This window comes from Actinomadura atramentaria DSM 43919 (assembly GCF_000381885.1).
Taxonomy (GTDB): domain Bacteria; phylum Actinomycetota; class Actinomycetes; order Streptosporangiales; family Streptosporangiaceae; genus Spirillospora; species Spirillospora atramentaria.
Window position 1 is genome coordinate 607,315 of record NZ_KB907208.1, and the last position, 14,249, is coordinate 621,563.

At 67.3% G+C, this 14,249-nt stretch carries 16 protein-coding genes; all 16 read left to right on the forward strand.

Annotated features, from left to right (window positions below; genetic code table 11):
• Positions 1–4: 4 nt before the first annotated feature.
• Positions 5–361 carry a hypothetical protein gene (locus G339_RS0102860; protein ID WP_019629565.1) on the forward strand — a complete coding sequence of 119 codons (357 nt, stop codon included), beginning with the start codon at positions 5–7 and terminating at the stop codon, positions 359–361.
• Positions 348–617, forward strand: coding sequence for a hypothetical protein (locus G339_RS38450; protein ID WP_157407254.1), 270 nt, complete (start codon positions 348–350; stop codon positions 615–617). Before G339_RS0102860 ends, G339_RS38450 begins: the two co-directional genes overlap by 14 nt.
• Entirely contained in the window at positions 617–1,048 is a 432-nt protein-coding gene (locus G339_RS0102870; protein WP_157407255.1) for a phage tail fiber protein, read from the forward strand. Before G339_RS38450 ends, G339_RS0102870 begins: the two co-directional genes overlap by 1 nt.
• A 16-nt stretch (positions 1,049–1,064) precedes the next feature.
• The gene (locus G339_RS0102875; protein WP_157407256.1) at positions 1,065–1,625 is read left to right on the forward strand and encodes a hypothetical protein; all 561 of its coding nucleotides are present in this window, start codon (positions 1,065–1,067) and stop codon (positions 1,623–1,625) included.
• Positions 1,626–1,636: 11 nt separating this feature from the next.
• The gene (locus G339_RS0102880) at positions 1,637–2,134 is read left to right on the forward strand and encodes a hypothetical protein (protein ID WP_019629569.1); all 498 of its coding nucleotides are present in this window, start codon (positions 1,637–1,639) and stop codon (positions 2,132–2,134) included.
• A complete protein-coding gene (locus G339_RS0102885) occupies positions 2,131–2,682 on the forward strand; it encodes a hypothetical protein (RefSeq protein ID WP_019629570.1) in 552 nt (183 codons plus the stop codon). The genes G339_RS0102880 and G339_RS0102885 overlap by 4 nt, the downstream gene beginning before the upstream one ends.
• Before the next feature lies 1 nt (position 2,683).
• On the forward strand, positions 2,684–4,528 hold the full coding sequence (locus tag G339_RS0102890; protein WP_019629571.1) for a hypothetical protein: 1,845 nt from the start codon (positions 2,684–2,686) through the stop codon (positions 4,526–4,528).
• A gap of 8 nt (positions 4,529–4,536) precedes the next feature.
• Positions 4,537–5,466 (forward strand): hypothetical protein, encoded by a 930-nt coding sequence (locus G339_RS0102895; protein WP_157407257.1) that lies wholly within the window; start codon positions 4,537–4,539, stop codon positions 5,464–5,466.
• Positions 5,466–6,005 carry a hypothetical protein gene (locus G339_RS0102900; RefSeq protein WP_019629573.1) on the forward strand — a complete coding sequence of 180 codons (540 nt, stop codon included), beginning with the start codon at positions 5,466–5,468 and terminating at the stop codon, positions 6,003–6,005. The genes G339_RS0102895 and G339_RS0102900 overlap by 1 nt, the downstream gene beginning before the upstream one ends.
• A 4-nt stretch (positions 6,006–6,009) precedes the next feature.
• On the forward strand, positions 6,010–6,792 hold the full coding sequence (locus G339_RS0102905; RefSeq protein WP_157407258.1) for a hypothetical protein: 783 nt from the start codon (positions 6,010–6,012) through the stop codon (positions 6,790–6,792).
• 54 nt (positions 6,793–6,846) lie between these two features.
• Positions 6,847–7,041, forward strand: coding sequence for a hypothetical protein (locus tag G339_RS0102910; protein WP_157407259.1), 195 nt, complete (start codon positions 6,847–6,849; stop codon positions 7,039–7,041).
• A gap of 109 nt (positions 7,042–7,150) precedes the next feature.
• Entirely contained in the window at positions 7,151–7,912 is a 762-nt protein-coding gene (locus G339_RS0102915; protein ID WP_033322063.1) for a hypothetical protein, read from the forward strand.
• Positions 7,839–9,686 (forward strand): phage tail sheath subtilisin-like domain-containing protein, encoded by a 1,848-nt coding sequence (locus G339_RS36355; RefSeq protein WP_169514703.1) that lies wholly within the window; start codon positions 7,839–7,841, stop codon positions 9,684–9,686. The genes G339_RS0102915 and G339_RS36355 overlap by 74 nt, the downstream gene beginning before the upstream one ends.
• 31 nt (positions 9,687–9,717) lie before the next feature.
• Positions 9,718–10,266, forward strand: a complete 549-nt coding sequence (locus tag G339_RS0102925) for a phage tail protein (RefSeq protein WP_084693081.1) — start codon at positions 9,718–9,720, stop codon at positions 10,264–10,266.
• A gap of 52 nt (positions 10,267–10,318) precedes the next feature.
• Positions 10,319–11,206 carry a T4 family baseplate hub assembly chaperone gene (locus G339_RS0102930; RefSeq protein WP_019629579.1) on the forward strand — a complete coding sequence of 296 codons (888 nt, stop codon included), beginning with the start codon at positions 10,319–10,321 and terminating at the stop codon, positions 11,204–11,206.
• Positions 11,207–11,345: 139 nt separating this feature from the next.
• Positions 11,346–14,249: an NlpC/P60 family protein gene (locus tag G339_RS0102940; protein ID WP_157407261.1), complete on the forward strand. Its 2,904-nt coding sequence runs from the start codon at positions 11,346–11,348 to the stop codon at positions 14,247–14,249.

The window sequence follows — 14,249 nt, forward strand, 5'->3', positions numbered from 1 at the left end:
ACCCATGGCTCCACGTGCATCCAGCAAGCGCGCCGGTGACCTCACCGGCGTCCGCAAGGAGAAGCTCGCCAAGCAGCACGCCGACGAGCAGGCTGAGCGCGCCAAGGAAGTCGCCCTGATCGACGCAGCCGAGGCCGAGCCGAAGCTGGTCGACCTGACCGACGACCACCCCGAACCCATCGAGGTCGAACCGGCGCCCGAGCTGGAGAAGCCGACCCGCACCATGCGCGTCAACGAGAAGGTCGAGCAGATGACCTTCGGCAGTCCGCACGACGTCTTCGACTTCGAGCCCGGTATCACCTACCGGGTCCCGACTCCGCTGTACAAGCACCTGGACGAAAAGGGCTATGTCTACCACTAAGCCGAAGCCGGGTGACGCGGTCACCTTCGCGGTCGAGTACGGGGAAGGTCTCGGGCGCGTGCCCGCTGGCACCAAGGGAACGGTGCGCGCGGTGTACCCGCCCGGGACTCCAGGCATCGGCCACAACGGGACCGACGACACCGTGGTCATCGACATCAAGCGTCCGATCGGTCCCGACCGTGCCGTGGCGATGAGCCTGCCGACCTTCAGCGAGGTCTGCACGACCGGCTCCGCCAAGAGCAAGGGTGGTAAGTGATGTCCGGGGAGCTGTCCAAGGAGGGCGGTCAGCTGGCGCTGCGGTTCCTGTTGGGCATTCCCGACTCGGGCGGTAAGCCGCCGGAGCTGCCGCCCGAGCGGTACCTGGCGCTGTTGACCGCAGCCCCGCCGCCCGAAGCGACCATGGCGAACCTGGCCGAGCTGGAAACGGTCGGCTACGTTCGCGCGCCGGTCGGGACCTGGCGGATGCCCGACACGATGCCTGCCTCTGCCAGCAACGACGGGGCCGTGGAGTTCGGTCCGTTCGGCGACGACATGACCGAGCCGGTCACGCACGCCGCCCTGGTCACCGACGGCGCATCGACCGCCGGGACCTTTGTCATGTGGTGGGAGCTGGACCAGGAGGTCCAGGCCCTCAAGGGGCAAGTCGTGAGATTCGCTCCCGACCGCCTCACCAGAACGATCATCTGAGACGGGGGAGTCTCTCATGCCAGTGGAAGCCAAGGACGTCAAGATCAAGCTGTCGGTGAAGACGAAGGCTGGCGACCCGCAGCCCAAGCCGACCGACCCCGCCGACGGTTCGCTGGGCGGCTTCGTCTCGGCCACCGAGCTGGACGGCGCGACCAAGCTCAACAATCTCTTCGACGACATCAGCGGCAAGGAGAACAAGGACAAGACCATCGACTACCGGTGCGTCTTCGTCCACAACACCCACGCCTCGCTGCCGATGAAGCTGATCACCGCTCGTGTGATCAAGGACAGCAGCGACACCACCAAGGTCTGGGTCGGAGCTGACCCCACCGCGGCGTCGGAGGCCGGTGCGGCCAACAAGCAGGCGCTGGAGATCGCGACTGAGACCGACGAGCCCGCGGGTGTGACGTGGGTGGAAGCCCAGCCGACCGGCACCGCCTCGCCCGACACCGTCGATTTGGGCGAGATCGCGGCCGGTCAGGTGAAGGCGATCTGGTTCAAGCGCGAGCCGCAGGGCGGTCCGGCCGTCGACAACGACGAGATCACCCTTGAGGTCGAGTGGGACACCGGCGCCTGAGCTGATGTGCCATGGCAGACGATGTTGAGCAGCAGCTGGCGGCGGCCCGGCAAAGGGTCGCCGCTCTGCGCGAGCGCGTCGCCGACCTGGACCCCTACATCGCCTACGCCGAGGAGCAGCTGCCCGACTCGGGGTGGCGGAGGATCGTGGGCGCGGCCAGCGTCGCCGGGTGGAAGTACTCCACCGGTGAGCTTCGGCAGGTCGGACCATGGGTGTTCACGTTGTTCCAGCAGGCGCGCACCGGTGCCGACATCGTCGCCGGCGCCGACGGCCGGGTGCCCGACCTGAAGATGGCCACCTTCAACGACCCGGTCATGATGCCCGCCGAGCGCCGCGCGCTGGCTCAGAGCACCGCCACCAGCTACCGGGCCGGGTACGTCGAGCTGGCCAAAGAGGACGACACCAGCGACAAGACCTACCTGATGCTGCGGTGCCTGTACCCCAACGGCACCTTCGTCAAAGACGAGAACCACACGTTCACGACCGTCTTCGCGGGGGAGGGATTGTGAGCGATCCGCAGCTGGACTCCCTCAACCGCGTGCTCGACGGCCTGGAGAAGACCTGCACGGAGCTGGAGGAAGCCGCCGTCACCGGCGTGGAAGAACAAGGCAGCGGAATCACCCTTCCTCGTGCAGCCCGAGCCGCCCGTGCCCGGGACCGCGACACGGGGTGGGTGGCCCTGCCTGTCACCTGGGAGGCCGGGTGGAAGGCGTCCAGCCTGGGGTCCAACGCGCTGCGTGCCCGCCGCGTCGGCGACCTGATCACCGTGCGGCTGGGAGCTGACCGAACCGGAGCCACCCTGACCGGCAACGCTTTCGGCAACATCACCGACACCATCGTTCTGACGATCACCGACCCGCGGTTTCGGCCAGCGGTCGACTGGAGCCACTTCTTCGGCTCCACCTACGCCTGGGGCGAAGGGGAGCTGATGCAGGACGGCAAGTGGAAGATCCGGTCCTACGTAGCCACCGCCAAACTCGGTGCTTCCGGCACGGGAGTGTCCACCTGGATTCGCGCGCAGGTGGTGTGCCCCGGGCAGCCCTACGACTGGAGCTGACGTGGAGGCATCCCAGCAGGAGGAATTCGCCGAACTGCTCGCCGAAGTCGTCAGACTGGACGAGCGCCTCGCCTACGCGCAGAACCGGTTGCTGGACACCGGGTGGGAAGCGCCCAAGGTCACCTACGGGGAAGGATGGGAGGCGACCAGCGTCGGCGGGAATACGGTGACGGCCCGGCGCATCGGGGCGCTGGTCATGGTTCACCTGGTGGCCAAGCGGACCGGCAGCGTCATCACCGCTACCTCCACCGGACACCTGCCCGACTCGGTCATGCTGACGATCGAGGACCCGCGTTTCCGCCCGGAACGCAACGTCAACAGCGTCGTGGGTTGTCACTACACCGCGGGTGACTGCTACGTCGGTACCGACGGCCGGTGGGTTTTGCGGTCGTTGATGCCCACGGCGTCGCTGGGCCCGGGAGCCAACGGCGGCCAGTGGGTGCGCGGCACGTTGGTCTACTGCGGCGGTCCGTGGGTGCTCAAGAGCCTGCGCGTCCCGGCGTCCTGGAACACCAAGAGTCGCCAGACTATGGCTGCCGCCGCGAGCTGGCAGATCTCCCAGACCTACGGGACATCGGCGCGAGCCTCGTGGAAAACCCGGCAGCGGCAGACTCTGGCCGCCGGGGCGAGCTGGCCAGCACGGGAACGATCGGCCGTGGCGGCAGGCATAGCGTGGCGTCTTCGTGCGCGGCCAGCGGTCGCCGGCAGCTCGGCATGGGCCTTGAGGCAGCGCGGGGCCATAAGCCGAGCGGCGTCGTGGATGGTGGGAGCAGGCGGCCGAGGATCTGCTGCCCTGGCGTGGAGGGCACGTGCCCGGGTGTCGTCGGCTTGGCCGTCGAGCTGGGCGAGCCTGCTGACCGACCGTCGCGCTGCCGACCTGGCGTGGCGCTTGAACGTGCGCGCCCACTTGGCCGCCGACCTTGCGTGGCGCAGCCGAAGCCGCCGTGACCGAACGGGCGAGTTGTCCTGGCGTGCGGATGCCCGGCCTCGCCTGCTGATCGGCATGGGCTGGGCGGTGGACGAACCCGACGTGCAGCGGGAACGCAAGGTCCGGATGCGCTGGCATGTTCGACGACGCACGTCCACCGCGGCATCGTCGAGTTGGGGTGTCACCGACACGTACTGGAAGACCGCCGACACTGCTTGGCGCATCCGCCGTCGGCTACAGGTCATCGCCGGTATCGGCTGGCGGATCGCCGCCGAACCCGCCCATCTCGTGATGGGCTGGAGCGTCGCGCAGCGCAACCGTCTGACGGTCGGTGTCGCGTGGACCGCGAACATCCGCCCCAGGCGGCCGGTGGCGTTGGCGTGGCGGGTTCACACAGGCGACGCCGTCCAAGCCAGTTCGGCATGGCGGCTCGACCACCGCGACGTGCGCGCCTGTGGAAGCGGCTGGCAGCTTGCCCACCGCGCGCACGTCGCGGTGGGGATGGCGTGGGTGTTCACCGGCCGCCTGGTCGAGGTCGCCTGGCATGTGGACCAGCGCCTGACCCTGGCGGTGGCGGTGCGGTGGGCCACCCACGTCCGAGCCGGGAACCTGACGCAGACCTTGGGCTGGCGGGTCGCCGACCGCCAGCATCTGGCGGTCGGGTCATCATGGCAGAGCGCCGGATTCGACGCTGTCGGCCAAAGCATGCGGTGGAACACCGCTTACCGCGAGCACCGGTGCTGGATCTACGCTTGGAACACAGAGGAATTCCAGCTCAACCCGGACATGGTCTTGCTGACGTGGCAGCGCCACGTCGTCATGGAAGACGATCTGCCGCTGATCACCTGGCGGCGGCACCAGGAGCTTGACCCCGCCCAGCGGGAGTCCCCGGACTACATCAACACGGGACTGCCGTAGGGGGATCAATGATCAGCGCTACCGCCGCGTGGTCGGTGGGTTCGTCCAAGCTGACGGTGGGTGCCGCGTGGTCGACCCGCACACGCCGTTTCCGCGCTGCCCGGTCACGGTGGAAGGTCATGCGCCTGGCGGCCCTGCGCATCCGCGACAGAGTCCGGCTTCACCTGGGCGACCAAGGGGAGTTCTTCCGCTTCTCCGCGCACGGCGACCACACCACCACCCGGTTCGACCTGCCCGTCCAGAACGTCAGCCCCGAGAGGCTGCACGTGTTCACCATCACCGGCCAAACGGCGTCGGCGTTGCCGTACTGGGCCTACACCCTGGACTCACGCAACGGCGTGATCTTCTTGAAGGCCCCGTTGCCGACCGGCACGATGCTTGTCGCCGAGGGCTGGCACCACGGCTTGTTCGCCGATGAGGAGTTGGATTACTTCATCGAGGAGAGCAGCCGGTTGCACACGCTGAACCGGTCGGTGGTCAAGCGCGTCCGTGACGCCAACGGGTTCATCCGCTACGTCGAGACACCCATGACGCTGGACGCGCTGCCCGAGCTGGAGCACCAGCTGCTGGTGTACCTGGCCACCATCGAAGCTTTGTGGGCCTTGTCGGTGGACGCTTCCACCGACATCGACGTCTCCACCGCCGACGGCACGATGCTGCCCCGCTCGCAGCGGTTCCAGCAACTCCGCCAGGAGATCGACCTGCTGACCGACAAGTACAAGGAACAGGCGGCGCTGCTGAACGTCGGGTTGTACGCGATCGAGCAGCTCACCTTGCGCCGCGTCAGTTACACCACTGGCCGTCTCGTTCCGGTGTTCAAGGCCCGCGAGTACGACGCCACCGGCCGCCCGATCCGGATGCTGCCGACCATCGACGGCCGCGACGTGGACGACTCGGGTATCCCCTCGCCCTACTGGCCCGGCACCTGGGGATTCTGATGGCCAGGCTCGACTGGAAGTGCGGCGGAGCCTTCACCGCCGACTACGAGACCAACGAGATTCACGGCGCGCTGCACGGGTTCCAGCACTCCCACGGCGACCAGGTCGATTGGTATCGCTACCTGGAGCAGCCGATCTCGGGCATCCACGCCATCTACGACGAGGGCGACGGCCGCGGCAGACTCTGGGCCGCGCCGATTAACCTGCCGGTGCTGCACGTGGTCCGGTTGGAAGGCCGCCAAGAGGACCGCCCCGAAGGCGGCTACTACTCTGACAACATCCACGTCACCGCGTCCTTCAACCAAGTCACCCGCACCGGACTGACCCGGCTGGACATCCGCCACCACCGCTACCTCAAGGACCGGATCGTCTACGACGACAGGGTGTTCCGGGTGTTGAGCATCGCGGTTTTGGGTCAGGTTCAGACGCGAGACATCATTGTTTCTGTAGACGCCGCCATGGTGAAGCCGGACGAGCTGGTCAACGACCAGCAGTTCGCAGCATGGGCGCAACGCGGCACCGAACCCTTGGGGGGATAGATCAATGCCGCTGCCTCAGCCAGGCGACTACGGGTGGGCCAGGCCGCTCAACGACTACATCGAGATGGTCGAGAACAAGGCCGACGCTGCCGGCGACGGACTCAACGATCACCTCACCGCCAACGACCCGCACGGCACCAAGCTGTGGGCCGAGCAGGAGTTCAAACGGCGGTTCGGGTACAAGATCCACGTCGAGGACACCGAGCCCACCACCGCCAACGACGGGGACCTGTGGGTGACCGCCTCTCCCTCCACGCGAGGCATCTACAAGCGTGTGAGCGGGGCGTGGGTGAAGGTCGCCTCCGAGATCGGCGACCTGGACAAGCGTCTGCTGGCGGTTGAGAGCCTGGTCGGTCCGCTCAGCGCCGACGTGGGAGATCTCAAGCGCCGCAAGATCCACGACCGGTGGGTGGGCAACGGCATCGCCAAGCAGCCCAAGTTCAATGTCACCAGCAGGTGGGTGGACTTCTCGCAGGCCGAGTTCCCGCACATGACGATCGCTGTTCCCCAACCCGGAACGTTGCAGATCAAGTTCAAACTGAACGCCACCAACACCAACACCGACAACAGCGTGGTGGGCCTGGCGTATCGCTCCCCGCAGTTGGATCACGGATCGGGCACCGGGGCCGTCTACAGCCGAGTCGGGTCGCACACCAACATCACCTACAAGTGGGTGCCCAAGGCCGGGAACATCCAGATCATTCCGCAGTGGTACATCTCCTCGGGCAACGCCAAGACGTGCAGCATCGGCTCGGCCAGCTTCGACTTCATGATCATCTACAAGTGACGCGGGGGACACGTCATGGAACACAAGTGCGTCAGGCGACAGGTCGAAGGCGTCGTGGACGAGATGACCGTCCCCATGTGGATGTGGCGGTGCACCTGCGGAGCCTTCGGCGACCCCGTCGAAGACGAAGCGATCTGCAAAGACGGCATGGACTGGCACGAGAGCAACCCGCCCGCCACCGCTACCGAAATCCAGACCGGAGAATCGGCCGAAGGCAACGCTTTCGCCTCACAGCGAGACGCGTTTTAGTACCTGCGCGGCTCGGGCGTCTACTCTGAAATTGCAGACTAACGCCTATACCGATCGGGAGGATGTTATGGCGTATGCCTGCCTTTCGTTCGGTGAAGGCGGTGAATAGATGCCCTGGATTTTCAACGAGGACGGGGCGCTCAAAAGCCGTCTCCAAGGAATGAAGGTCACCGACGTCAACGCCCCTGACGGCCGTCCGGTGCAGGTGCGGTTCCGGCTCCCCGAAAGCGAGCTGGGCGACCTGACCTTCCCCGCAGTGATCATCGACCACCGCAGCGTCGAGCGTGACCCCGACCGCGAACACCGCGGCCTGACGATCTTCGGGTACCTGCCCGAGGGCGAGGCGCCCGCGACCGAGGACGAGCCGTTCGGGCCCAACGAGATCCCCGTCCCCTACAACATCGACTACCAGGTCACCGTGCTGTCGCGTAAAGCCGTGCACCACGTGGACCTGATCGGCCAGGTGGCCCGGTTTGAGCGGCTGCCCGCCCGCTTCGGGGCCCTGCCCATCCCCCAAGACGGCACCGTGCGCCGCCTGGACCTGCTCGGCGGCCCAGAACTATCCACCGACCGCGACGCGGACGGGAAGCGTCTTTTCACCGCCACATATCTAATCCGCGTTTCGACTGAACTTGTCGAATCTGCGCTGCACCGTTACCGGCGCGTCATGGAGATCTGCACCCGCATCAGCGAGGTGCGTTCGGGAACCGAACTGGACTCTTACCTGATCACTTACGACGGAGTATCCACCGGATGCAGCACGTCCGTACCCGCTCCATCAAGTGATGAGGAATCTCATGGCAGTCTCGTATCTGACGCCGGGTGTCTATGTCGAAGAGAACCTGGACCCGCTGGTCGAACCACCGGCTAACCCGCTGGGCGACTCGATCGCCGCGTTCGTCGCGCCCTACCCGCAGGGCCCCGACGACCCACGCCGCGTCACCAGCTGGCAGATGTTCGAGCGCGTCTACGGGGGCTTCTGGGGCAACCAGCTGCTCGGGTCGGCGGTGTTCTCGTTCTTCGCCAACGGCGGCAGCCAGTGCTACATCTCCCGAGCGGTGCCCGCCGACGCGATTGCCGCCGTGACGACCCTGCTCAACCAGGGCGACCCCGGCGAGGTGAAGCCTCCGGTTCCTGGGCTGCGCGACAAGACCGACACGCCGTCGGCATGGAACGTGGCGGCACCCGCCGCCCCGGCCCCGACCGTCAAGTCCAAGAAGGCCGCCGCCGCATCCTCCTCGGTCGAGGAGGATGCGGGCGCTGTCGAGGAGGACATCGACGACGACCCGGCGATCGTCACCGTCACCGGCACGCCCCTGGCCGCCGATGTCACCGCCGACGACGCCAAGGCCACGGCCGACTGGATTCGTCCGCCGGTCCCGCCGGTCGACACCCTGACCGTCACCGCCCGTTCCAAGGGGGCCATCGGCAACACGTTGTCGATCGAGGTCATCGCCCGCACCAGCGCCGTGGCCGAGGCCGGCAAGGACGGCCGCGTGGACTTCGTTGTCCGGCAGGGCTGGCAGTCCGACGACTCCCCGGGCACGGTCCTGGAGACCTTCCCCGACGTCAGCATGAACCCGCTGGACTCGCGGTACCTGCCCAACATCATCAACAGCCCCGTGTCGGGGTCGGCGTACGTGCTGGTCACCCACCTGACCGCCACCGAGAAGTTCGAGTCCCCGTGGGACGAGTTGGCCGCCACCACCGATCCGGTGCCGCTGGCGGGCGGAATCGATGGCACCGCCGCCCCCGACCTGATGGCCGCGGTCGAGGCGCTGACCGGCGTGGCCGAGTCGGTCGGCCTGAACGTCAACATCGTCAACTGCAACGACTCGGCGATCCTCAACAGCGCGCTGAAGTGGGCGCAGGACAACTCGGCGTTCTTGGTCGTCGATCCGCCGATGATCGCCGACGGGTCCCAGGACGTGGCCGCGGCCACCAGCGAGTACGTCAACTGGATCAACTCCAGCAAACTGGCCGACTCCAGCTACGGAGCGGCCTATGTGCCGTGGGTGCGGATGGCCGACCCCACCTCCTCCATCCCCGGAGCGTCGCGACTGGTGCCGCCGGGCGGCGCGGTGCTGGGGGTCTACGACAAGACCGACTCGGCGATCGGACCGCACAAGGCCCCGGCCGGTATCCGCACCGCGCTCAACGGCCTAGTCGACGTGCAGTACCGCTTCCCGCTCCAAAGCACCGACACCCTCAACGACAACCACATCAACTGCATCAGGCCCGTGCCCGGCTCGGGGATCTGCGTCATGGGCGCCAGGACGCTGAAGGGCGGCTTCCCCGATCGCTACATCAGCGTGCGCCGCACGCTGATCATGCTGCGCCGCCAGCTCATCAACCGCACCAGGTGGGCGATCTTCGAGCCCAACGGTCCCGCGCTGTGGGAGCAGCTGTCGGTGATGTTGGACCAGTACCTGATGTCGCTCATGCAGATGGGCGTTTTGAAGGGCTCCACCGCCGAGACGTCCTACTTCGTCAGGTGCGACGCCGAGAACAACCCACCCGCCGTCGCCAACGCGGGCCGCGTGAATATCGACATCGGCCTGGCCCTGGCGTCGCCCGCCGAGTTCATTGTGATTCGGATCGGCCAGTACGAGGGCGGAGCCGACGTCAACGAAGTCGCATCCTGACCTTTAATCATAGGCACTCGGGGGAGTTAACATGCCTATCACTCAGAAGGCGTCCATCGCCCATATCGAAACCGATCCTCTTCGCAATTTCCGGTTCCGTGTGAAGATTCACAAGGCCGGTTTTCCGGAGATGGGTTTCATGGCCGTGAGTGGATTGAACATCACGACCGAAGTGATTCCTTACCGTGAAGGTGGGATGAACACGACCACGCAGAAGATGCCTGGTCAGGCCGATTTTGCACCGATCACGCTGTCCAAGGGATTGGCGGTCGGCGACTCGGCGATGATGGAGTGGACGCGCGAGCTTTTCACTGTTTTGCAGGGCACCGGACCCGGTAAGCCCGGTGCGGAATTCCGTGCTCGCGTGCAGATCGACATCATCGATCACCCGGTCACCGTCAAGCAGGCTCCGATCAAGGCCAGCTTCATGGTCTACAACGCTTGGCCCACGGCCGTGGCATTTTCGGATCTCGACGCCGGGGCAAATGCGGTTCTGGTGCAGCAGATGACCTTGGCGCACGAAGGTTTCGAGTTCCGAATCGCAAACAAGGTCGGCACCGCCGAGCCCAAGAAGTGGTAATTCCGTAAGCGGTTTGCGCACCAGCACTGAACAAATACACGGGGGAGAAACAATGGAGACCGAAACTGTCACCGCCGACCCGTTCGGGGACGGATGGGTCAACCCGATGAACAACCCGGGGGCCGCCAACGCCGCCATCGGCCAGGCCCTGGCCACCGCCACCGCAGGCAGCCCGATGCCTGACATCCCAGCCCACCACACCTCCGGGCACGTGGACCTGGTCGGCGGCTTCTTCGACGGCGAGGGCCAGCTGGTCCGCCACGCGACCGTGCGGGAGCTGACCGGCGAGCACGAGGAACGCATCGCCAAGGCCCGCCAGTCCCGCAACAGCGCGCGGATGCTGGCCACGCTGCTGGAATGCGGGGTCGAGCGCCTGGGCGACCAGGAGGCCACCCCCAAGCTGCTGCGCAAGCTGCTGATCGGAGACCGCGACCAGCTCATCCTGGAGATCCGCCGCGCCACCTACGGCAACGAGCTGGAGTTCCCGGCCGCCGAATGCCCGCACTGCAACGGCAAGGTCGACCTGGAACTCACCCTGGACGACATCCCCACCCGCCACCTGGACACGCCCGAGGACCGCAACTTCACCGTGCCGCTGCGGCGAGGCCGCGTCGCCAACGTGCGCCTGCCGATCGGCGAGGACCAGGAAGCGCTGCTGGAGCTGTCGGGAAACAACGCCTCGCTGGCCGAGCAGAACACGCTGCTGCTGTCACGAACCGTCAAGTCCTTCACCGAGCCCGACGGCAGCGAGACCCAGGCCGCGGGCATCCCGGCGATGGTCCGCGAGCGCCTGTCGATGCCCGACCGCGCCGCCATCCTCAAGGCCCTCAACGACCGCCGTCCCGGCCCGCGCTACGACGAGCTGTCCTTCACGCACGATGCGTGCGGGGAGGAGGTCGAGCTGCCCGTCACGGTCAGCGACCTGTTTCTCGGTCTGTGACTACCGCGCCGCCTACGCCGACTACGAGCTGATCGCCGCGGCCATGCCCTGGCCGTTGGCCGACATCAAGAACCTGACCGTCCGCGAGCGCCACCACTGGAAGGCGTTCGTGATCGCCCGCACCGAAAGGGAGTGACCCGTGGCCGACACGCCGACGCCGTCTTCGGGCACCTCTGGGGAGGACCAGCTGCAACGCGCCGTCGATGCGCTGGAACGCACCATCTCCCGGTTCGCCCGGTTCCTGGAGAGCAAGGGCGCAGCCAGCCCTGGCGCATCGGGGCGCATGGGTAACGGCGGCTGGAACTCGATGTCCAACTGGATGGGCGGACGCCCCAACGGCGGGCAGGTCCGCCAGGGGCCCGGCGGGGCGATGCAGGTCGCCTCCATGCTGGCCCGCTCGGGCGCCGGTGGAGTCGGCGGTGCGGGCGGAGGCGGTACCCCTAACGGGGGCGGCTCGGCGTTCACCGGCGGTGGCCAGGGCGGCTCGATGGGTGCCGGGACCGGCGGCGGGATCGGTGGGGGCGGTGGGTTCTTGTCGATGCTCGCCGACCAGGCCGACGACCAGGGCGGCGCGATGGGCTTGGCTGGCAAGGCGATGGGCTCCTGGCTGGACTTCGGCAAACGGCAGATGCCCGACCAGCTCACCATGGACGCCGTCGCCTCCTCGGTGTCGATGGGCACCTCCATGGACCCCCGCGAGGCCCGCAAGCAGTTCCTCGGGCAGCAGTTCGGGCGTAACGGGGAGGGCATCCCGGGCATCGCCTTCAACGTCCGCGACTGGGCCAACGCCGCTCAGATGCGCCGCACCATGGGCACCCTGCCGATCCCCGGTGCCACCACCGCCCGCCAGCGCGCGGGCAACGTCGACTTCACCCAGATCGGCCTGACCAACCCCACGCTCGGGGCAGCCGGGGCCGCACGCGTCCAGCAGCAGCTCGCAGGCCCGTCCTCGACGTTCACCTTCATGAACCTGGGCGGCCGGTTGTCGGGCGGCGGCAGCAACGTGTCGATGTCGCAGATGAGCAACCAGCTGCTCAACCGCGCCGGGCTGAACCTGAACAAGATGTCCGCCAAGGACATCGAGACGTTCTTCGCCCAGGGCGGCACCGGCCGCATCCAGGCCATCGAGTCGGGATGGTCCGAAGAGACCGTCTCAGCGATGCGCACCAACCTCCAGGGCCAGAAGAAGTTCATGGCCGACGGCGGCAACGCCGGCGACTGGGACCGGCTGGCGCAGAAGGCCGCCGACGGCGACGAAGAGGCCAAGAAGAAGATCGGCGACTACGTCGGCGCCCAGGGCGTGCAGAAGCTCAAGGACCTCAAGGGCACCAAGATGTCGCGCTCGGCCGACATCAACGAGGACTACATGGACTCGGTCGAGGCCGCAGCGGGCGCGGCGACCGAGCTGGAAAAGGCCCTCACCAACATCATCAACCTCCCGGGGATCAAGCAGCTGGTCGCCGCATCCGGCGGCGCGAGCGTGCTGGACTCGGTCGGCAAGGGCGGCCTGATCGCCGGGGGCCTGAAGATCGCCTCCGGTGTCGGGTCGGCGATGAGTTCGGTGCAGCAGGGCAACTTGCCGGGGGCGTGGAACGCAGTCAAGGGCCTGCTGGGCGGTGCGGGCCCCGAGCCGATGAGCAAGCAGACCGACAAGGCCCCCGGCGGCAGCGGGTGCGACGGAGCCGACTCCGGAGCCGTCGCAACGATGATCAAAGCGGGCAAGTCCAAGCTGGGCACGCCCTACCTGCTGGGCGCCCGCGAAGGCGACACCAGCAAGTTCGACTGCTCCAGCTTCGTGCAGTGGATGTACTCCCTCGCCGGGAAAAAGATCACACGCACCACCCAGACCCAGTGGCGCAACGACGGACGCCGCGTCAAGCCCGGCGAGAAGCTCCAACCAGGCGACCTGCTGTACCGGCGCACAGGATTTGGCGCACCACCAGGACACGTCGGCATGTACATCGGCGGCGGACAGGTCATCGACACCGGCTCCAACCAGACCGGCGGCGTGAAGATCACCAAATACTCCAAGGCCCGCTGGGACATGGGCGCCAAGCGCATCCTGGGCTGCTCGCTGTCGGACAACGCCGCCGCCAACGGCCAGGGCGGCGGAGCCCAGGGCGGGAGCGGACCCGACCAGGCCGGCGGTCAGTCCGTCGGGCAGGCCATGGGCCACATGGGCGACAAGTACGGCTCGGTCGAAGAAGTCGAAGCCATCGCCGGGGCACTGTCGGGCGCGGACGTCGGCGTGGGGGAGGACTCGGCCACCAAGGAACGCCAGACCGAGTCCAACGGCGCATCCGACCAGAACAACTCCGGCTCGTCGTCCTACACCGGGAAGATCGACTGGTCCAAGGCCAAGTCCGGCGAGGTCGCCTCCTACTGGGACACCGGCTCCGACTCCTCCTACGGCGACACCGGCGCACCGGCGTGCGGCAAGGGGATGAAGAAGAACCACATCGCCCACCGCACGTTGAAGTGCGGCACGAAGGTCGCCTTCCGGCACAAGGGCAAGGTCCAGATCGGTGAGGTCGGCGACCGCGGCCCCGGCATCCCCGACCGCGAATACGACATCTCCACGTACATGATGGCGCAGTTCGGCCAGGGCTTCTGGGACCCCAAGCGCCCCAAGGCATCCGGCCAGGGCCTGGTGCGCGCCGAGTACGTGGTGCTGGGCGGCGGCGACAAGGGAAGCCAGCCCCCGGGCCTGGACGCCAACGGCCGCCCCAAGCGCAACGCCTACGCCACCGGCGCGTGGGAGACCGAGGACGAGACCGCCGACCTACACAAAGGCGAGATGGTCCTGCCCAAGGAAGTCGCCGAGCAGGTCCGCGAAGTGCTGGCCAAAGCGTCGGTGTTCAAGACCCGCCCTGCCCAGACCGGCAGTGGGGGCGGCAAGCTCGCGCTGCACTTCGGGCAGGGCTCGGTCGTGTTCCGCGTGAGCGGCACCGTCACCCCCGAGTCCGCCCAGGCCGCCGCCCGCGCGTTCGCCCAGCAGCTGGCCCGCGAACGTGTGTACGAGCTGATGGGCGCCGGGGGGTAA